Here is a 20,049-nt window from a genome sequence, read left to right as displayed (position 1 = left end):
TATTACCTACAGCATTAAAATATATTAATCTTTAAGATTATCTAATAATTGTTGAGCATCAAACTGCTGCTGTGCATCACCTTGCTTGATCACATCAAGTAAGATCACTTCGGCATTATCTTGATCGCCAATTTCTAGGTAAACTTTCGCTAAGTCTAATTTAGCGGCAATACCATTATCATCGTCATCAACATCTTCTTCGGTAATATTACCAGAAAACTCAGGAAATTCGCTTAACCCTACATCAATGTTCATTTTTTCATAGGGTTCTGTAGGCTTGCCATCAAGTAAACTATCGGATAATAAAGAATCTACAGAAATAAAATCTTCCTCTTTATTTTCCTTATTCGAATCGTTATCTTCTAAGGTAACATCTTCTGACACATCTAATTCAAAGTCATCGCCAATATCAAAACCTTCGCTGTATTCAAATTCATCGCTACTGCTTTGGCCACTTTCTTCTTCAATATTTGCTAACAAGTCATCAAAATCTAGGTTATCTAATTCTTTAATGCCTTTAACTTCCTCAACATTACTGGCTTCTGATTTTCTATCATTAGCTTGTGCCGGGGTCTCATCATCGGCAAGTAAATCAGCTAAAACATTACTATCAGTAAAGTCCGGAGATAACTCCACCATATCATTACTATCTTTTTCGTCGTTCAATAAGTTAGTTAATGTTGACTCGTCAAAGTCACCGGATAATGCCGCTAAAGTTTCTTCATCTATCGCCGCAGCTTCTTGATCTGCTAATTCGCTCTCAGATTCTTTAGACTGTAAATCACTATCAGATAATTCGGTATCAAGAACATCATCACCAATTTCTAATGCATCTTCACTCTCGGCTTCTGAGCTATGATTGACTTCTTCAATTAAAGCGTCAATGTCAAAATCATCTGAAATGTCTTCGCTATTATCGGCACTATCGCTTTTATCATTATTCTCAAGAGTTTCGCTTTCTTTACTTACTTGTTCAGCCCGTTGCTCTTGTTCAGCAGCCTTATTGGATACATCATCAGCATTGTCTGTATCCAAACTTTCGGTGGCGTTCTCATCGGATACATCGCTCAGATCAGTATCTATAAATGATTGTACGTATTCATCCGTAAAGTTATTAATGAGCTCGGTATTTTCACTTTCAGTATACTCTGACTCTGTTATTTCACTTGCATCATCAAGGCTAACGTCACTCTCGTCAATTTCCTCAGTCGAAGCTTTATTTTCTGTCGGAGTTTCGTCTTGAGCGTTAATCGAATCTAATAGTGCATCAATATCATCAGGGTCTGCTACTTCGTTTGACTCATCAAGGCTATTGTCATTCTCGTCAATATCGTCAGTAGAAGCTTTATTCTCAGTCGGAGTTTCATCTTTGTCGTTAATCGAATCTAGCAGTGCATCAATATCATCAGGGTCTGCTACTTCAAGGTTGTCTTCACTTGACGTGTCATCCTCAGTAGGTGCATCACCTTGATCGTTAATCGAGTCTAGCAGTGCATCAATATCATCAGGGTCTGCTACTTCAAGGTTGTCTTCACTTGACGTGTTATCCTCAGTAGGTGCATCACCTTGATCATTTATCGAATCTAGCAGTGCATCAATATCATCAGGGTCTGCTACTTCGTTTGACTCATCAAGGCTATTGTCATTCTCGTCAATATCGTCAGTAGAAGCTTTATTCTCAGTCGGAGTTTCATCTTTGTCGTTAATCGAATCTAGCAGTGCATCAATATCATCAGGGTCTGCTACTTCAAGGTTGTCTTCACTTGACGTGTCATCCTCAGTAGGTGCATCACCTTGATCGTTAATCGAGTCTAGCAGTGCATCAATATCATCAGGGTCTGCTACTTCAAGGTTGTCTTCACTTGACGTGTTATCCTCAGTAGGTGCATCACCTTGATCATTTATCGAATCTAGCAGTGCATCAATATCATCAGGGTCTGCTACTTCAAGGTTGTCTTCAGTTGACGTGTCATCCTCATTAGATGCATCACCTTGATCGTTAATCGAATCTAGCAGTGCATCAATATCATCAGGGTCTGCTACTTCAGGGTTGTCTTCAGTTGACGTGTCATCCTCAGTAGGTGTATCACCTTGATCGTTAATCGAATCTAGCAGTGCATCAATATCATCAGGGTCTGCTACTTCAAGGTTGTCTTCAGTTGACGTGTCATCCTCATTAGATGCATCACCTTGATCGTTAATTGAATCAAGCAAATCATCAATGTCATTAGGATCTGAAATATCTAATGAAGCTTCTTCACTAGCGCTCTCCTGTACTTCACTGACCGCGTCTAACAGAGCATCAATATCATAAGGTTCTGACACTTCGCTGATATCGACCTCAGAGTCTTCAGTCAACTCATCAGGCTCTCCTGCGGCATCAAGTAAAGCATCAATATCCTCAGGCTGAGTCAATAACTCTTCATCTTCGTTTGATTGGGGTGCATTTGCAGAGGTTTCAGCAAGTAAACTTTCTAATTCGTCCTGATCAGTTTCGTCTGAATCAAGGGAAATTTCATCTTCGTTTTCTACTTCATCCTCTAAACCTGCAAATAGAGAATCTAAGTCACTTTGATCCAGTTGACCGCCTTCTAAGGCTTCACCTTCAATTAGGTCATCATCTAAAGCAATAGTGTCCTCTTCACTGTCTAAAGCAATATCTTCAAGTTCACCTAAATCAGATAAGTCATCTAAGTCGTCATCTAGTTGAATTACGTCTTCATCAAGCGCATCTAAATCATCTGAAAATAAATCATCATGATCTTCATCATTTTCAGATAAGTCTATTGATAGCTCATCGTCGAGTGACAGTTCATCATCAAGGCTTAATTCATCTTCTAGGGTTAATTCGTTATCGACGTTTTCTGACACGGGTTGAGTTGTTGGTTTAGCTTCAGCATCGACGTTATTTTCTTTACTGTCAGACGCTAAGCTGTCATCACTTTCTTTATTGGCTTTTCGTCGAAATAAAAAGGCTAATAATGACAAAATTAAAATCGCCGGCAATGTCGCCATTAACGCAACGAACCATGAACTCGACATTAAATTGCCTTCTTCGAGTTCAGCTTTTTGTTTTTCAATTAATAACGCTTGTTCTCTGGCTTCAGCTTTTGTTAAAAGCTCTTGTTGAAGTGAGATCATATCGTCCATTTGAATTTTTATTTCTTTGCTTTTAGCAACTTCGCTTTGCATAACGTCAAGTTGGTCATTAAAGCTTGTGAGTCGCTGACGCAGTGCTTCGTTTTCTTTTAATAAACTTTGAAGGCCATCAATAGAATCTAAAACATCATTTTGAATCGTGGCTAATCGCTGTTGTTGTGTGCTGTCTATTGCTTTTAATTGTACATTTATCTCTGATTTTGCAGCATCTAAATCTTTTTTATTTACCGAAGCTTCTTCTGGTAATTGTATTTTTTTAGGCGCAACTTTAACAACCTTAGCAACTTTCTTTTGCCAAGCCTTATCATCGTTACGTGACTTTTGTTGCGCAGAATCAGTATTAATTGCTCGTATTACGTCTATAGGTGGCAGTTTTAAATACTGGCCACTAATCATGTGATTTAGATTATTTTCTTTGAAAGAGCCAGGGTTATGCTCATATAAGGCTTGCATGACTTGGTAAACTGACAAGCGCGGATCAGGTCGTACTTTTAGTGCAATATTCCATAAAGTATCTTTGCCTGTGATCGGGCCATAACGGTCGTAAGGAAAAGCATCGGTAGATTTTGGACCACGAATGCGTATACCGTCATCTTCAGCAATTGCTGGAAGACTAAAGCAGCTAATGCTAATAATAAGTACCTGCCAAAGGCACAGGCGTAAAAATGTTTGCATTAAAATTTCCTATTTATAATGATTATTCGTCAATACAATGACGGGTCCAAGTCAGGAGATTGAGAAGCAAAAATTATTCCAGTTATTAAATAATTACTGCCAGATACTTGGATAAATGCTTTTATAGCTTTTTTACTATGTTATCAGTTTAATACAACAGTTCTTATCTTATCCTTAATTTGCGCTAAGTGAAATAAAACAAAAAAACCCGTCGCTTATTATAACGACGGGTTTTCATTTTTCTTTAATAAATCTACAACTTAACGACTATTAATACTCGCTAAGGTGATCTTTGACTAATAACTCAGCAATTTGTACGCTGTTTGTGGCTGCGCCCTTTCGAACGTTATCAGCAACAATCCACATATTAATACCGTTGTTGTGGCTAATATCTTCTCGAATTCGGCCAACAAACGTTTCATCTTTGCCGCTAGCATCAGTAATTTGCGTTGGGAAGTCTTCATCATTATGACAAACCACTATCCCTGGTGCTTCACTCAATAACGCTTTTACTTCTTCAGCTGAAATAGGAGAGTTAGTTTCAATATGCAATGATTCGCCATGACCAAAAAATACCGGAACGCGAACAGCGGTAGGGTTAACCATTACTGTATCATCGCCAAGTATTTTTTGCGTTTCCCAAACCATTTTCATTTCTTCTTTGGTGTAACCATTCTCAAGAAATACATCAATTTGTGGAATAACATTAAAGGCGATTTGACGAGAGAAATTTTTCGACTCAACAGGCTTGCCAGATAATAGATCGGCAGTTTGTTTCGCTAACTCGTCCATTGCTGCTTTACCGCCGCCAGAAACTGACTGATAAGTACAAACATTAACACGAGAAATACCCACGGCGTCATAAATAGGCTTTAAAGCCACCATCATTTGAATGGTTGAACAATTAGGGTTAGCAATAATATTGCGATTGCGGTATTCAGCAAGTGCTTGAGGATTTACTTCAGGTACCACTAATGGAATATCGGCGTCGTAACGAAACTCAGAAGTATTATCAATAACAATACAACCCGCTTCACCAGCAATTGGTGCGTATTTAGCTGAAGTAGCTCCACCTGCTGAAAAGAAACCTATTTGTGCAAGGCTCCAATCAAAATTATCAGCATCTAAAACTTCAATGCTTTCACCGTTAAACTCGATAAATTCACCTGCCGAACGAGCACTGGCCAGTGGATATAACTTGTTAATAGGAAAATCACGTTGTTCTAATATTTCAATAATTGTTTTACCAACTAATCCCGTTGCACCTAGTACGCAAACATCAAATTTCTGTGCCATGATCCTCTCTCTTTTATCCAGTTTATTTATTAAAGCCAAGCTGATGTGGCGCATCTGAGCTCAACGCGTTATTCAAGGTTACCTTTATTGCCGAAAATTCCCGGCGAGTCGGGTATGTTTTGCGAATATAGTCAAATCCTTGAATATTAATTTGTTGACGAAAAATTGCATCGTCACGTCTGACATCGTAAACCATTTTGACAAGTTGGTTTAGCAGTATTTCATCAAAGTCTTGTTTAATTTCAATCGCACTAATTGCCGGTACCGGTAAAAAGTCAGCGAGTTGCTTACTTGGTAAAATATCTAACTGTTGGCATAATGCCCGATACAGAATTTCTGTGCCACGAGCTTTTCCTTCTAAGCTATAACCAGCAATGTGTGCCGTAGTAATTTCACAATGCGAGATTAACGCTAATAATATAGTCGGCTCATTTTCCCACACATCTAAAACTAACTTTAAAGGGTGGCCCTGCTGCTTCATTTTCAATAAAGCATTATTGTCGACAATTTCTCCACGACAAGCATTAATCAATATTTGGTGGTCTTTAAGTTTCGCTAGTCTTGCGGCATCTAATAAATGGTACGTTGGGTTTTCGCCCTTTCTCGTGAGAGGAACATGCAACGAAACCACATCACAGTGTAGTGCCTCCTCAAGCGAAACAAAGTCTCGCATATCAGCTGAATTTTCAGCTAATAATGGGTCACATAAAACATGCTTAATATTTAACGCACTTAATTTTTCGCTTAATCTTGAACCCGTATTACCTGCTCCGACAATACCCACGGTTAATGTTGATAAAGAGAATAAATACCGCTCTGCTAATACCACTAAAGCGCTAAGCACGTATTCAGCGACAGAGATAGCATTACAACCAGGAGCAGAATGAAACTTTACGTTTCTATTGTTCAGGTATTGTTGATCAATATGATCAACGCCAATGGTCGCAGTGCCAACAAAACTTAACGCTTTATTTTGCTGTAACAAGTGCTCATTTACTTTCGTAATTGAGCGCACTAACAGCACGTCAGCATCACGAACATCTGCTGATGTCAAAGTGCGGCCAGAAAACGCCGTTAAATCACCTAAATCTGAAAAAAACTCTGCCGCAAACGGCATGTTTTCGTCATAAAAAATATTCATGTAAAGTTCCAACCAACACTCATGCAGAAAAGTGAAACGCTATACCGTTGATGTTATCTTCTTAACATAGCTTTCTTTTTCGATTTTTGTTACTTCGACAGTAATTACCGCGTTATCGATACCCAAGCGCTCAAGTTGATTACTAACACTCTCACTTAAACTTTTACGTTGTGACAAATCGCGCCCTGATAATATTTTTAAATTTACATGCACAAACACCTGTTCAGCGCCGGGCAAGTAAAAACTGTCAAATGCGCATGCACGCACTTTTATATCACTTGAGGCGAAAAGTTCGCTTTGGTTGGCACCTTTATAAACAGCATGCATTAGCTGTTCTACAGGTAAACTTTCAGTAATCGTTGCGGAATATTCAATTATACAATGGGGCATAATAAGGCAAACATAATCAATAACAAACAGGATGCTCATTGTAGCTAAATTTAATAAAAAAAACATCGTAGCGAGAACATATTTGTTGTCGTTTTCATGATTTTTACATATAAAAAAACCGTTAACATATTAACGGTTTTTAGATTTAACCTAGCTTAGTGGAAAATTAGGCCACTGCTGATCAAACGTCGACTTATTATTTATACTTTTGCATAACAAGTGTTGCGTTAGTGCCGCCAAAACCAAAGCTGTTTGACATAACCAAGTTAAGTTCCATATCGCGCTTTTCAGTCACTATATCTAAACCTTCTGCTTGTTCATCCAAGGTATTGATATTAATTGATGGAGCTACAAAGCTATGTTCCATCATCAATAATGAGAAAATAGCTTCATGAACACCTGCAGCACCTAGTGCATGACCGGTCATTGCTTTCGTAGCACTTATTGCTGGAGAGTCTTTACCAAATACAGCTTGTATTGCGCCAAGCTCTTTAACATCGCCAACAGGTGTAGAAGTACCGTGAGTATTTAAGTAATCAACTTTAGCGTCAACACCTTGCATGGCTTGTTGCATACAACGTATAGCACCTTCACCACTAGGAGCAACCATATCGAAACCGTCTGATGTTGCACCGTAACCAACAATCTCAGCATAAATATGCGCGCCACGTGCTAGAGCATGTTCAAGCTCTTCAACCACAACCATACCGCCGCCGCCTGATATAACGAAACCGTCGCGGTCTGCATCATAAGTACGAGAAGCCATTTCTGGTGTATCGTTGTATTTAGAAGATAATGCGCCCATGCCGTCAAACATCATCGCAAGTGACCAATGAACTTCTTCACCGCCACCAGCAAATACAACGTCTTGCTTACCTAATTGAATAAGTTCAGCCGCATGACCAATACAATGAGCACTAGTAGCACAGGCAGAACTAATTGAATAGTTAACGCCTAAAATTTTAAACGGTGTCGCTAAACATGCTGAGATAGTACTCGACATTGTTTTAGGCACGGCGTATGGACCAACGCGTTTAACGCCTTTTTCACGCAAAATATCAGCAGAATTTACTACGTTTTCTGAAGATGCGCCACCAGAGCCAGCAACAATACCGGTACGGAAATTCGATACTTGCTCAGGGGTTAATTTTGAATCTTTAATTGCTTGATCCATGGCTATATAGGCAAAAGCTGACGCTTCACCCATAAAACGTAATGCTTTACGGTCAATGTGGTCTTTTACTTCAATTTCAGGTTTGCCCCAAACTTGACTGCGTAAACCCATTTCAGCAAAACTTTCAGCACGGGTAATACCTGAACGACCTTCTTTTAACGACGCTAATACTTCTTCTGCATCATTACCAATACTTGATACAATACCTAATCCGGTGATAACTACACGTTTCATATAAATAACCATATTCAATTAAAAAATCTGGGCGTATCATACATACTTTTGCCCCCTATACTGGTCTGTCCAGCGTACACTTGTACACTGAATGTTTTCATTTTTATGACAGTCCTTTGTAATAATATGTAAAATAACCTTTTTTTACCTACAACGGAAGACGTTAATATTGTGATTGATCAAACAAAGATTACCTTTCAAAGTGACGGTTCACCTTATTCAAGCCAATTTGAAGATATCTATTTTGATACAAACCACGGCACAAGCCAAAGTGAGTGCGTATTTATTAACGGTAATAAAATTAAAACAAGGTTAGCCAAATACCCCGAAAAATTTGTTATTGCAGAAACCGGTTTCGGCACCGGCTTAAACTTTTTACTCACGCTTGCGACATTTGACCAACTAAAGCAAAGCCAAAACCGACAGAACACAAGAACAGCAGCAGACAGCACTTTGCATTTTATCAGTGTCGAGAAATATCCATTATCCAAAGCGCAATTGTCCCAATCGTTGAAAATATTGCCTGAGCTTGAACAATACAGTCAACAGTTAATCGCCCAATACCCTGAACACCCAGAGCAAGACATTACTCTGAGTTTTTTAAATGGCGCTGTTACCCTACAATTAATATTTAACGATGCAACACTAGGCTTAGCGCAATTAGCGAGCGATAAAAACACCCGCGTTTCAGCGATAGTTGACGCTTGGTATCTCGATGGCTTTTCACCGGCTAAAAACCCTGAAATGTGGCATACGGGGCTTTTCCAACAAATAACGCGTTTATCTAAAGAGCAAGCGACCTTATCGACCTTTACGGTTTCGGGTAAAGTTAAACGCCAGTTAATATCGGCCGGCTTTCGGGTAGAAAAGCGCCCTACTAATGGTAAAAAGGATGAAATGCTCAGCGGCGTTTTTCAACAAAATCCTGATTCAGGCAAAGGCTATCAACAACGACCAATTATCGCTAAACCACAGCAAGTAAGTATTATTGGTGGCGGTATTGCATCAGCGTGTGCGGCTTATGCGTTAACAAAAGCGGGCGTTAAAGTTACCGTATACTGCCAAGACTTTAGTGTGGCTCAAGGTGCCTCTAGTAATCATATTGCTGCGCTATACCCTTTGATACATCAACAGGCTGACGATATTAGTCTGTTTTACCAACAAGCTTTCGAGCAAGCCGTAAGTTATTATAAAAGCATATTGGCGCAAGGCTTTAATTTTGATCACGACTGGTGCGGCCTATTAGAAATATCTTACAAGCCCGCTTTAGCACTTCGTCAACAGCATATTGAAAACTCAACTGTGTGGCCAAAAAGCCTTATCCACAGTGTTGATAAACAAACAGCGAGTGAGTTAGCAAGCATAGCGCTTGATCATGGAGGGTTATTTTTCCCAAAAGCTGGTTGGATAGCCCCTGCTCAATTGGTTAAACAAATTTTCAGTGCCGCAGAATCAACTAATCGCTTGCGAATAGAAACGGGTTGTAAAATAAACAATATTAACCAGCAAGCTGATGGAAAATGGTTATTGCAAAGTGATAAAGAAAACCATTTAGTCGGTATGCTAATTTATTGCGGTGGCGCTCAAGGCATCCCGCTAAATTTAATAAAGCAATTACCTTTAACATCTGTTCGTGGCCAAGTGAGTAGCATGGCGAGTAATGACAAAATTAAATCGTTATCAACGGTTATTTGTCATAAAGGTTACTTAACGCCAGAAAACAAAAATTTACACTGTATCGGAGCCACCTTCCAAAAGAACAGTTTTGACACAGAAAACAAAACCGAAGACGACCAATTTAACCTCAACATGCTAGATAAGTGTTTACCGGGGTTAACTGACTGGAATACCAAAGATATTATACAAAGCAAAGCCCGCTTAAGATGTATGACACCTGATCACTTACCTATGGTAGGTGCAATGCCAGATATAGACGCCCATAAACAGCAATATCCGCATCTAAGTAAAGATAAACGTTGGCGCTATAACCAACCTGCCCCAATTATTGACAATCTATATATGCTAACGGGGTTGGGCGCGCGTGGGCTTTGCACAGCACCATTATTGGCCGATATACTAACTGCAGATATTTGCGGTACGCCATACCCATTAAACAATGAACAGTTATTTAACTTAGCGCCAAACCGTTTTGTTATTCGAGATATTATTCGTCGTAAATTCGATTAAACTTTGTGTTTAAAGCTGATGTTAATTGAAATAAATAATCGTCTATTGGCCACACTCTAAAATGAAAAAAGCAGCTAATTCAAAATGAACAGCTGCTTTTAAAATGTGTAAAGCTGTATTATTCAGTAAATGCCGTTTGAAGTTGAAGCCAATAATCTTGCACTATTTGACGATCTTGCGGTGTAAGCTCTGTGCGAGCAGCTTGTAGTTTCTCACTAATATTTGTTGCTAGCGCTTGTGTTAATACTTGTGACTCATCGCCATATTCACTGCCCGCCAAACTAATAAAGCCTCTTAGATAACTGCCGGCGAATAGCTCGTCGGCACTAACATCTTGCTCTACTTGTTCATCTAAAAAATGATATAACGCGGTAAGGTTTTCAAATTGCATACTTAATTCCAAGTTCATTTAGGCAAGTGTTCAACATTGCCAGTTTTAAAATATTTAATGTTTAAATTTTTATCGTTAACTATTGCGGGCTGGCAACTGGGTATAATACTTGATCATTATAGCCAGTAGTCACGGCTAAATAGCCTGACAACTCTATGTCGAGTTCGTTATCGCCAGTATCGGCAATTAATGGTCGAGCTTGCAGCGCATTCAATTTAGTTTTCGTCGCTATAATAAAAATATTTTCTTTACCTATAGCGCGAATAACGCGCGGGCTCAATTGTTGATTGCCGCGACCAAATATATGTCCTTGGCCACCGATTAACGTGATCACAAGTTTAACTTTACCTGGTGCGTATGGTTGAATTAACTGCCATAGTTGTGGCTCAGTTAAATCTTTCGCCATTAACGCTTGCTCACATATAGCATCAACGCCAAGCAAAGTATTTTCTAATCCCAGTTCTTCCATTACAAATGCTGTAGTAGAGCCTGAGCCGATAATAAACAGTTCGTCATCCATTTTTGAAATAACATCAGCGGCGATATCTTGCAAAACTAATTCATCAGACTCTTTACCACCTGATTTAACCGCTTGAATATAACGCAACTCGGATGGCACCTGCATTTCTCCAAAACGTTTTGCTTTAACTATGCCTTGGCGAAATAAACTTTCATCTATATCCATAACATCAGCATCAGTTAAGCTAACTAACTGATTGGTGATCATTAGCTCAACCACGCGCCCTGCCGCTTTAGGCGTAATAGCATAAACACCTGAATGAATTTTACAACCGGCAGGAATGCCTAATACAGGAAACTTGTCTTCAACGATATGGCAAACATTACGAGCTGTGCCATCACCGCCAGCAAACAACAGTAAGTCAATGTCATGCTTAATTAATGTTGTTACAGCCTGCTCTGTATCAAACGCTGTTGTTATTGCATTTGTAAGTTCATATACAACTTCTGTTTTAAATCCTAACGCTTGCGCTAAGCTCTCACCCATATCGCCAGTAGCCGTATAAATAACAATACTGTCTCGATAAGGTAATAATATTTCCAACGCAAGTGATGCTCGTGCATTAGACTTTGGGGCAGCCCCGAGCGCGATAGCTTGTTCAGCAATACCAACACCGTCACTTCCCTTTAACGCTACGCTACCGCCAATTCCTGCTATAGGATTAATAACTAAGCCTAATTTAAATTGTTTCATTCATCCATCTCAATTATTTCAGCCACTAAAAGTAAGTACTGATCAGCAGTATATTTAATGTTTAACATGAAAAGTGCTCAGGAGTTAAAGGCCAAGTGGTTTGATAATGTTGGGCTAATACCGTAATAAATTTTGCAGCATCTGTTGGGAAACCAAACTCTAGATAAAATTGCACTTGCTTAAATACTTTAGCTTTAAACGCCACTCTGTCAGTTTCACCCTCACCCAGCAAATTATCGGTAGAAACATCAAAGTCTTTGCCACTGGCAACACAAAGCGCCCATTCTATTGCTTGTGGCTTTATTTCTACGCTTTCAAACTTTGCTTGTTGTTGATGATCTCGCCCATCGGGAATATACCAATAACCGTAGTCTTCTAATAATCGCCTAGATTGACCAGCTAGGCACCAATGAGCAACTTCATGTAACGCACTAGAAAAATAACCATGTGCGAATATAATTTGATTAAATTGACATACGTCATTGGCTGGCAAATAAATAGGTTCATCGTTACCTTTTATTAACCTAGTATTATATTTTTTTTTAAAAGTACTTTCAAAAAGACAAATTAACTCTTTAAAACAATGTTTCATTAAATCCAAATAAATTAAGTTAGTTATTTAATACCGCCGAGCCAAATATAGACTGACTTACAAGTCATACCAGTATAACTAACATATCTTCAAAAAATCTTTAAAAATAAAAGAGTTATATGCTAGACATAGATGAGCTAACCGCGTACTTTACTAATTGTAAGTAAAATGTAATACCAGTGTTAATCTAACGTTAAAACAGGCATTATATTCACATACATAATATTAAATGCTGAATTATAATTTGATTTGCCGCTAAACTTCAACCTGACAGTAAATATCATATGGTCACAATGATATTGGCACAGATGTTAGTTAATGAATTTTGCAATATCGATTAGTAATATGGAGAATTAATGATGTCAACGGAAATGACAAAACTACGTGCGTTTGTTTTAACGCCAAAAGTTAAAAATACAGAGCGGTCACATTTAACGCTATTTAAACGCTTTACCGGTTTGATCGAAGCATGCGGTATCGATATTGAGATAGGAAACACTCCCCCTGAAAAATCTCTGTTGTTATCATATCAATTTCTGTTGATCGATTTATTTGATTATCAAACAGGAAATGGTCTGCCCAGTAATATTTCAGCGCTAGCAGCCAATAACACCACAATTCTCTTCAACGCCACTAATGGCATTACCTGTGAGGTAACTGCCCTATTGTCACATGTCAAAGGCATATTTTATCAAAATGACCGACCAGACATCATGTTAAAAGGTCTGGATTCTATTATCAAAGAAGAATCTTGGTTTAAACGTTCGACGATGAACAAAGCCATTCACGATCTACTTATATGCAGCAAAACTCGGCAAACTAAACCTGTTGATGCAAAACCTGAAAGCCTTTTCCCGAGCTTAACCAAGCGCGAAAGAACCATCATAAATCTCGTATCTAGAGGCGCTCAAAATAGAGAAATAGCCGACCAACTCCACATCAGCCCTAATACGGTAAAAACTCACCTCTACAGTATTTTTCGAAAAACTAGCTCTCGAAATCGTATTGAGCTTATTAGCCGGACACAAAATTATGGCACTACGAATTGATAAAGTAATATTTTAAAAAATATAATGAATAAAAAAAATCAGTGATAAACACTGATTTTTTTAGTTTTTTAAACACTTACCTCAATTATGCATCGGCGCGCCAGACCTTACGCTCTATACCTTTAATCACTAACTCGGTAATTGCTTTCTCAATGGCTTGTTGCACACAAACATGCATCGGCTCATTATCACTAAAACCGCCTTCGGCTTCTGCTAAGCGTTTAAAGCTAACGTAACGGAAAAAACCAGCTCGTACCTCCTGGCTCAACACCTTTTTATTAGTTGATACTGATACCAGCACTTGTCCAGTTCGCACATCAACCGCTCGCATATAAACTGTAATTTGATCTTCACGATAAAGCTCTGAAGCACCAATACCAAAATACTCTGCGCCAAAGCCGCCTGTTCGGGTATTAGAGTCGTAACTGATAATGCCACCTTCAAGTAATATTTTTGCAGTAGTTAAAGGCGGTAATTCAATATTTTCAGTGGCTTTATTTGCTTGATTAGCTGCCCGAGTAATTTTTCGCTCTGTTAATACATTTTGCAAACCTTCTCGCTCGACAGGTAAAAACCAATCCGAATCACTTAAAGCTTGCATCAAAATGGATGTCGCTCCTTGTGTAACAGCAGTAGAAAATGAGCTTACATTCGCTTGCGGTTTATATTGCCCTGTTTGGTCCCGATAAGCATATACCGAAACCGGTATGGCGCCTTTGGGCTTAGGCAGTGCTTTGAGCTCTTTAAAACTTTCCAAAGGCATAACTTTTGTTGCTAAAGACTGCTCTGGTGGAAATAGTTTACTTGCGTGATCTAATGCGCTGCAAGCCGACAAAAGACTCACGAGGCTTAAAATTATAATTTTTCTCATGAATTTATCCAAACTTCGGTATTTCAATGATAGTGATTTTGTTACTCAATAAGTCAGTAATTTGTATCGTGATGGTATCGCTGTTAGCAGACACAATATCTATTTGATAATCTCCACTGATAAAAGTCGCATCTTCTCCGATATTTATATTTTGCTCTTCACCTAAGACTGTATCTTTATATTTACTAACAATATCACTGAGTGTCGCTCGCTCTAGCGCGTCTGATACTTTTTCTTCAAAGCTTTTTTCACTCAACTCTGCTTTATGTTTATTTTGCCCTTGCGCTTTGCTTAATAAGAAGCTGCCGTTCATCGCACTACCACCAAAGCTAGGATTAATTGGTGCATAAACTAACTCGGTACTCTGTGCAGAATTGGTTATGCTCATGCAAACTGCACACGCTAAAATTAATTTCTTCATTACTAATATCCTTATGATTACCAGCCACTTTCAGCCATATCAACACTATCTTGGCTATATTGTGTCTTCGCCATGGCATCAATCAAAATAAATACGGCTTGTTCTACTTTTTCTTTTACGGGAGATTGTCTACGCCCAAAATGAGTAACATAAATAAGTCGGCCATTAAGTAAAATACTAAGCTTAGTGCCTGCTCTCGGTACAATCTGCTCAATAAGCTGAACGTTTATACCTTGCGTATTTGGTATGTCACGCCATAACTGACTAAATTGAAAATAAAAATCATGGCCCAAGCGACTTTTAGTGCTATCAAGTAATAAACCACCAATTTCAACTTCGCTAGCAGCATGACATATAGGAGTGAATAACAAGCACAGTGTTACTAACCATGCTGATATATTTTTAGACATATTATTATAGATAAAAAGGGGCCTTAAGCCCCTTGTTAACTTATATTCAATGAACAATTATTGCTGCACAATTACTGCGCTATTCCAATCACCCATTTGCGTGACAGAAACCGAACCTGAGTCGCTAATAAATGACCCTTCAACAATATTACCATTACCAACTTGGCTGATGTTAAAGGCAATATTAACACCACCAATTAGCATCGAACTACCGTCAGCACCCGTGATAAGGTTATCTTCACCGTCTTGCATGATATCTATTTGATGGTTACTACCTTCAACAAGAATATCTAACGAGTTCACATCACCTGTTTGTGCGATATCAATGATATTAGCATTACTATCAAGGATAGTACTTAATGTTACGACCGCGTCATTAGCGAAGCCATTTTGCACAACATCAATATCGTTATCACTAGTGGTCAACGAATTGTCATCAGCTGAAGCTTCTAAAACTAGCACGTTTTCAGAACCTGACTGAGTAACGTTAATATCATTATCGTTACCGTTAAAGTTCACTATATGGCTTTCGTTTAAGTCACCTACTTGCAAAGAACTATATTCGTTATTAAGACCTAAAGTTCCCATGTAGCTGATATTGCCATCACCTGATTGAGTGAAGTTAAATTCATTGTCGTCACCAATAACCTCAAATGTTGCTAGGTTATCTGCACCGTTTTGTGCAACGTCAACTGAGTTATCATTGCCGGTAAATAAGTTAGATACTGCGTTATTTCTATCACCTTCTTGATCAATAGAAATGTCATTATCGTCACCTTCAATTGCAGCAATAGTAACGATATTTCGGTCACCTTCTTGTTCAATATCAAGCTCATTGTCGCTACCGGTAATAGCATCAATTGTTGCAACGTTCCAGTAACCATCTTGTACTGACTCTACATCGTTACTGTCACCAGTAATGCTATTGAAATAAGTTTCGTTCCAAGTACCGTCTTGTACAAACTCAACATTATTATTTGAACCGGTTAATTCACCGTTAATAGCCCAATGACCGCCATCACCTTGATCAACGATGATCTCATTACCATCACCGACAACTTCATTAATCGCTCGACTACCGATACCTAAGTAACCAGCACCTACCTGAGATACATCAACAATATTTTCGTTGCCAGTAACATTGTTTGATGTCTCATTAATTTCGCCGTCTTGTAAAACAGACAATAAATTGCTGTTACCGGTATAAGTACCAATGGCTATATTTTCAGAACCTACTTGCTCGATTTCAACAATATTGCCTTCGCCAACAACAGTAAAATCGGTACCGTTTACATCTCCATCTTGAAGAATATAGGTTTCATTTCCTTCACCGGTACCCGATCTAGAGTCTTGTGATAAAACAATCACATTACCTTGCGCATTAACTATTATGTCTGATTGGATTGTAACGGCTTCGGTTTCTTGCTTGGTTTCTTCACCCGCAACAGCTGTTTGATTTAAGCCTAAAGCCATAAGTACAGCGCAAGTGATCATTGATTTATTAAGTTTCACGATATATCCCAATGTTTATTTTATGTAAGAAAAAAAATAACTTACAAAGTTTATTAATGGATAAGTAGACGATGTCTTACCTTCCGTGGAGTTTTCGTATTCCCATAGTGCTTAATAATAATAACGAACCGTATTATTAGAAAAACAAGTCGTAACCTTAAAATAATGTTGTAGTGAGCTTTAAAAGATTGACCTTAACGGCTGTTATCTTATATCGCTCGTCTTAACTGTTTTATATCAGGGGTATGCCGGCTTAATATAGATAGTTAACACATATAACAATAAATAATTAAATAGCACCCTACCCGCTTATTTCGATGACTTAACAGTCAAAAACAAGTGTTTTACTGTGGCTTTACTTTATAACCACAACAACTCAAATATAAACTCATTAAGCTTTAATACGTTGCATTGAAAACTTTACATTACTTTATCAAAAATAAAAATAACCCTATTTTACCATTCAAAATAAACACTTAAAAACAATGACTTAAAAACAGTAAAACATAAAAACAAAAAAAACATTAGAAAATCAAACCAATACTAGTAAAAAAGTACTAGCTGGTATTTTCTAATAAAAAAGTAGTAATAAAACCATAAAAACCTCTAGTTAGTAATGAAAAAGTCGTGTTTGTCTCGTTTTTATAGGCATAAGTCTATTTTTATGATTAAAGTAATAAGGTTGCGTAATCCCATAGACGTAGAAAATTAAAATAATAAAGAACGGTATATAGACCAATAATGACCGTTGACCTAAAAATATTAAAGAACTCAACATACCAAATAAAAATGGAGCAAAACATGAAAGCAAAATTATCAGTCTTAACATTAGCGTTATTGCCAGTGTTAGCGAATGCATCTGTAGAGCTAAATCCTAAACAGAGCATTACTTATAAATCGGACTCTATTATTGTTGTTTACAAAGATGATGCCTCTAAGTTTGATCGTCGTACAGCACGTAATACAGTCAGCGCTAAAATTTCAGATCTAAACAGTGACGAAGTTGATGACAGATATAACAATTTAGCGAAAGGTCGTTTAGCTAAGTTCAAACTTGATGGTATTTCAGTAAAAAATGCCCTTGAAAAAATACGTAAAAACCCTGCGGTTTTATATGCTGAACCAGATTACATTGTTAGTGCCGCTGGGATTCCTGATGACGCTCGTTTTGATGAGCTTTGGGGCATGCATAATACGGGACAAACAGGCGGTGTAGATGACGCTGATATTGATGCGCCTGAAGCTTGGGATATTTCTACCGGTAGCCGCGATGTAGTTGTTGGTGTTATTGATACTGGCGTAGATTATAGCCATCCAGACTTAGCAGCGAACATGTGGGCAAACCCTGGCGAAATTGCAGGAGATGGCATCGATAATGATGGCAATGGCTTTATTGATGATATTCATGGAATTAACGCTATTACTAATAGTGGTGACCCTATGGATGACAATGGCCATGGTACTCATGTGTCGGGCACAATTGGCGCAACAGGTAATGACGGTATAGGCGTTGTAGGTGTTAACCACAATGTATCTATTATTGGTTGTAAGTTCCTAGATTCTGCTGGTAGTGGTGCAAGCTCTGACGCTTTAACATGTATCGATTATTTTGTTGATTTAAAAAATAACCATAACGTTGACATCCGTACCTTAAACAACAGTTGGGGTGGTGGTGGTTTTAGCCAAGCATTATACGACGCAATTACGGCAACCTCTGATGCTAATATATTATTTGTCGCAGCGGCAGGTAATAGTGGCTCTGATAATGATGCAAGCCCTAGCTATCCGGCAAGTTATGATCACGACAGCATTCTTGCAGTAGCAGGAACGAATCATACTGATGCTATGTACACATCATCACAATACGGTTTAACCTCAGTAGATATTGCCGCTCCTGCGCGTAATGTACTATCAACTGTGCCTGGTGGCGGCTATTCTTCTTTTACTGGTACATCAATGGCTACACCACATGTAGCAGGTGCTGCGGCATTAGTATTATCAGTTAACCCAGAGTTATCTACGGTAGAATTGAAAGAGTTATTAATGAATTCTGGTGACGCTAACCCGGCTACAGAAGGTAAAACTGTTTCGGGCAAGCGTTTGAATATTTATAACGCTTTACTTGACGCAGATCCAACACCAGGATTTACGCTAAAAGCGACACCAAATTCTAGTACAATTGAAGCTGGCGAAACGGCAATCTATAGTTTTGACATTGGTTCAGTTGCTGAGTGGGACGGCGAAGTAAACTTAACATTAGTCGGTTCACTTGCGGGTGCAACATTATCAACTGATACCGCGGCACCAGGCGCAACATTTGAGCTGATGGTACCAACGACGAGCGAAACCCAATGGGGTGAGTACGACTTTACGGTAACAGCGACAAGCGATGAATTAGTCAAAACCGCTAGCGTTAGCTTAATGGTTAATCCTGAAGGTTTGAATGAATTCACTTACACAAATGAAGAAGTTATTAACATTCCAGATAACGATGCTACTGGCATCACTTCAGTAATTAACGTTGCTGATGACCTTACCGTTTTTGCATCTGACATTTATGTGAACATTTCGCACACTTGGATTGGTGACTTAACCGTTATGTTAACTTCACCTGCAGGTACTTCTGCTACATTACACAATGCGACTGGTGGCAATGCTGTAGATATCGATCAAACCTTTAGTTCATCAGCATTTAACGGCGAAGTAGCTACCGGCGACTGGACTTTAAGTGTTGCAGATAATGCTGGAAGTGATACAGGTTCATTAAACAACTGGGCAATTACTATTACAGGTATTGGTGAAGTACTTCCTAGTGCTCCAGAAGTTAGTTTTGCTTATGAAGCTGAAGGTCTAACAGCTACCTTTACTGATAGCAGTACAGATAGAAATGACGATATGGTTAGTTGGAGCTGGAGTTTTGGTGACGGCGCAGTATCAAGCGAGCAAAATCCTATTCATACTTTTGCGGAAACAGGTAACTATGACGTTATGCTTACCGTAACTGATGCTGAAGGCTTAAGCAGCAGTGAATCTGTTATGGTTACTGTTTCATCTACGAGTATTGAAGCTACGGTCAAACGAGCATATAAATCTCGTTTAGGTCGTTTGCGTGTAGATATTACATGGGAAGGTACTTCCGCTGAAATGGTAGATATTTTCCGTAATAGTATTAAAATTGACACTGTTGAAAATGACGGAATTTACCGTGACCGCGAACGCCGCACAACGGATAGTCAGTTCATCTACCAAATATGTGATGCATCAACAGCTTGTTCAAATGAAGTAACCGTAAACTTTTAGCCATTATATTTTAATATGTAATAAGGACTGCTAA

General features: G+C 38.6%; 15 protein-coding genes. 3 read left to right on the top strand and 12 right to left on the bottom strand.

Going from position 1 to position 20,049, the window contains the following annotated elements:
- Positions 1-24 precede the first annotated feature (24 nt).
- From DBO93_RS04470 to fabB, 5 genes are all read right to left on the bottom strand, one after another.
- Positions 25-3,834, bottom strand: a complete 3,810-nt coding sequence (locus DBO93_RS04470; protein ID WP_108455256.1) for a FimV/HubP family polar landmark protein — start codon at positions 3,832-3,834, stop codon at positions 25-27.
- Positions 3,835-4,104: 270 nt separating this feature from the next.
- The gene (locus tag DBO93_RS04465; protein WP_108455255.1) at positions 4,105-5,130 is read right to left on the bottom strand and encodes an aspartate-semialdehyde dehydrogenase; all 1,026 of its coding nucleotides are present in this window, start codon (positions 5,128-5,130) and stop codon (positions 4,105-4,107) included.
- Positions 5,131-5,152: 22 nt separating this feature from the next.
- Positions 5,153-6,271: a 4-phosphoerythronate dehydrogenase gene (locus DBO93_RS04460; RefSeq protein ID WP_108455254.1), complete on the bottom strand. Its 1,119-nt coding sequence runs from the start codon at positions 6,269-6,271 to the stop codon at positions 5,153-5,155.
- A gap of 39 nt (positions 6,272-6,310) precedes the next feature.
- Positions 6,311-6,661, bottom strand: coding sequence for a 5-carboxymethyl-2-hydroxymuconate isomerase (locus tag DBO93_RS04455; protein ID WP_108457747.1), 351 nt, complete (start codon positions 6,659-6,661; stop codon positions 6,311-6,313).
- A 196-nt stretch (positions 6,662-6,857) separates the two neighbouring features.
- Complete coding sequence (gene fabB / locus DBO93_RS04450; RefSeq protein WP_108455253.1) at positions 6,858-8,069, bottom strand: beta-ketoacyl-ACP synthase I; 1,212 nt, start codon at positions 8,067-8,069, stop codon at positions 6,858-6,860.
- Between the two features lie 171 nt (positions 8,070-8,240).
- Between fabB and mnmC the strand changes: the two genes are divergently transcribed.
- Positions 8,241-10,256, top strand: coding sequence for a bifunctional tRNA (5-methylaminomethyl-2-thiouridine)(34)-methyltransferase MnmD/FAD-dependent 5-carboxymethylaminomethyl-2-thiouridine(34) oxidoreductase MnmC (gene mnmC, locus DBO93_RS04445; protein ID WP_239059111.1), 2,016 nt, complete (start codon positions 8,241-8,243; stop codon positions 10,254-10,256).
- A gap of 118 nt (positions 10,257-10,374) precedes the next feature.
- Here the strand turns inward: mnmC and DBO93_RS04440 are convergent, their stop codons facing one another.
- The 3 genes from DBO93_RS04440 to DBO93_RS04430 all read right to left on the bottom strand — a co-directional run bounded on the left by DBO93_RS04440 (position 10,375) and on the right by DBO93_RS04430 (position 12,452).
- Positions 10,375-10,647 carry a YfcL family protein gene (locus tag DBO93_RS04440; RefSeq protein WP_239059110.1) on the bottom strand — a complete coding sequence of 91 codons (273 nt, stop codon included), beginning with the start codon at positions 10,645-10,647 and terminating at the stop codon, positions 10,375-10,377.
- A gap of 79 nt (positions 10,648-10,726) precedes the next feature.
- Positions 10,727-11,860 carry an ATP-NAD kinase family protein gene (locus DBO93_RS04435; protein ID WP_108455250.1) on the bottom strand — a complete coding sequence of 378 codons (1,134 nt, stop codon included), beginning with the start codon at positions 11,858-11,860 and terminating at the stop codon, positions 10,727-10,729.
- A 61-nt stretch (positions 11,861-11,921) separates the two neighbouring features.
- Positions 11,922-12,452: an elongation factor P hydroxylase gene (locus tag DBO93_RS04430; protein WP_108455249.1), complete on the bottom strand. Its 531-nt coding sequence runs from the start codon at positions 12,450-12,452 to the stop codon at positions 11,922-11,924.
- A 356-nt stretch (positions 12,453-12,808) separates the two neighbouring features.
- Here DBO93_RS04430 and DBO93_RS18890 point away from each other — a divergent pair, with 356 nt between their 5' ends.
- Positions 12,809-13,501, top strand: coding sequence for a response regulator transcription factor (locus DBO93_RS18890; RefSeq protein ID WP_239059109.1), 693 nt, complete (start codon positions 12,809-12,811; stop codon positions 13,499-13,501).
- Between the two features lie 85 nt (positions 13,502-13,586).
- Here DBO93_RS18890 and DBO93_RS04420 read toward each other — a convergent pair whose 3' ends face one another.
- From DBO93_RS04420 to DBO93_RS04405, 4 genes are read right to left on the bottom strand one after another with little or no spacing between them, the layout of a single operon-like run.
- Positions 13,587-14,372, bottom strand: a complete 786-nt coding sequence (locus DBO93_RS04420) for a CsgG/HfaB family protein (protein ID WP_108455248.1) — start codon at positions 14,370-14,372, stop codon at positions 13,587-13,589.
- A 4-nt stretch (positions 14,373-14,376) separates the two neighbouring features.
- Positions 14,377-14,793, bottom strand: coding sequence for a curli assembly protein CsgF (locus DBO93_RS04415; protein WP_108455247.1), 417 nt, complete (start codon positions 14,791-14,793; stop codon positions 14,377-14,379).
- A gap of 17 nt (positions 14,794-14,810) precedes the next feature.
- Complete coding sequence (locus DBO93_RS04410; RefSeq protein WP_108455246.1) at positions 14,811-15,203, bottom strand: CsgE family curli-type amyloid fiber assembly protein; 393 nt, start codon at positions 15,201-15,203, stop codon at positions 14,811-14,813.
- Positions 15,204-15,260: 57 nt separating this feature from the next.
- A complete protein-coding gene (locus DBO93_RS04405; protein ID WP_108455245.1) occupies positions 15,261-16,715 on the bottom strand; it encodes a curlin in 1,455 nt (484 codons plus the stop codon).
- 801 nt (positions 16,716-17,516) lie between these two features.
- On the opposite strand from DBO93_RS04405, the gene DBO93_RS04400 reads away from it, so the two are divergent.
- The gene (locus tag DBO93_RS04400; protein ID WP_108455244.1) at positions 17,517-20,015 is read left to right on the top strand and encodes a S8 family serine peptidase; all 2,499 of its coding nucleotides are present in this window, start codon (positions 17,517-17,519) and stop codon (positions 20,013-20,015) included.
- The last annotated feature ends 34 nt before the right edge of the window (positions 20,016-20,049 follow it).

The organism is Colwellia sp. Arc7-D (genome assembly GCF_003061515.1).
Lineage (GTDB): Bacteria > Pseudomonadota > Gammaproteobacteria > Enterobacterales > Alteromonadaceae > Cognaticolwellia.
The sequence above is the reverse complement of the archived record's forward strand: the minus strand, read 5'-3'. Positions and strand labels throughout refer to the sequence as shown.

Coding starts and splice junctions, on each gene's coding strand:
- DBO93_RS04465 (WP_108455255.1), bottom strand. CDS start 5,130: ATGGCACAGAAATTTGATGTTTGCGTACTAGGTGCAACGGGATTAGTT.
- DBO93_RS04430 (WP_108455249.1), bottom strand. CDS start 12,452: ATGAAACATTGTTTTAAAGAGTTAATTTGTCTTTTTGAAAGTACTTTT.
- fabB (WP_108455253.1), bottom strand. CDS start 8,069: ATGAAACGTGTAGTTATCACCGGATTAGGTATTGTATCAAGTATTGGT.
- DBO93_RS04420 (WP_108455248.1), bottom strand. CDS start 14,372: ATGAGAAAAATTATAATTTTAAGCCTCGTGAGTCTTTTGTCGGCTTGC.
- DBO93_RS04415 (WP_108455247.1), bottom strand. CDS start 14,793: ATGAAGAAATTAATTTTAGCGTGTGCAGTTTGCATGAGCATAACCAAT.
- DBO93_RS04455 (WP_108457747.1), bottom strand. CDS start 6,661: ATGCCCCATTGTATAATTGAATATTCCGCAACGATTACTGAAAGTTTA.
- DBO93_RS04440 (WP_239059110.1), bottom strand. CDS start 10,647: ATGCAATTTGAAAACCTTACCGCGTTATATCATTTTTTAGATGAACAA.
- DBO93_RS04435 (WP_108455250.1), bottom strand. CDS start 11,860: ATGAAACAATTTAAATTAGGCTTAGTTATTAATCCTATAGCAGGAATT.
- DBO93_RS04400 (WP_108455244.1), top strand. CDS start 17,517: ATGAAAGCAAAATTATCAGTCTTAACATTAGCGTTATTGCCAGTGTTA.
- DBO93_RS04470 (WP_108455256.1), bottom strand. CDS start 3,834: ATGCAAACATTTTTACGCCTGTGCCTTTGGCAGGTACTTATTATTAGC.
- DBO93_RS18890 (WP_239059109.1), top strand. CDS start 12,809: ATGATGTCAACGGAAATGACAAAACTACGTGCGTTTGTTTTAACGCCA.
- DBO93_RS04460 (WP_108455254.1), bottom strand. CDS start 6,271: ATGAATATTTTTTATGACGAAAACATGCCGTTTGCGGCAGAGTTTTTT.
- DBO93_RS04410 (WP_108455246.1), bottom strand. CDS start 15,203: ATGTCTAAAAATATATCAGCATGGTTAGTAACACTGTGCTTGTTATTC.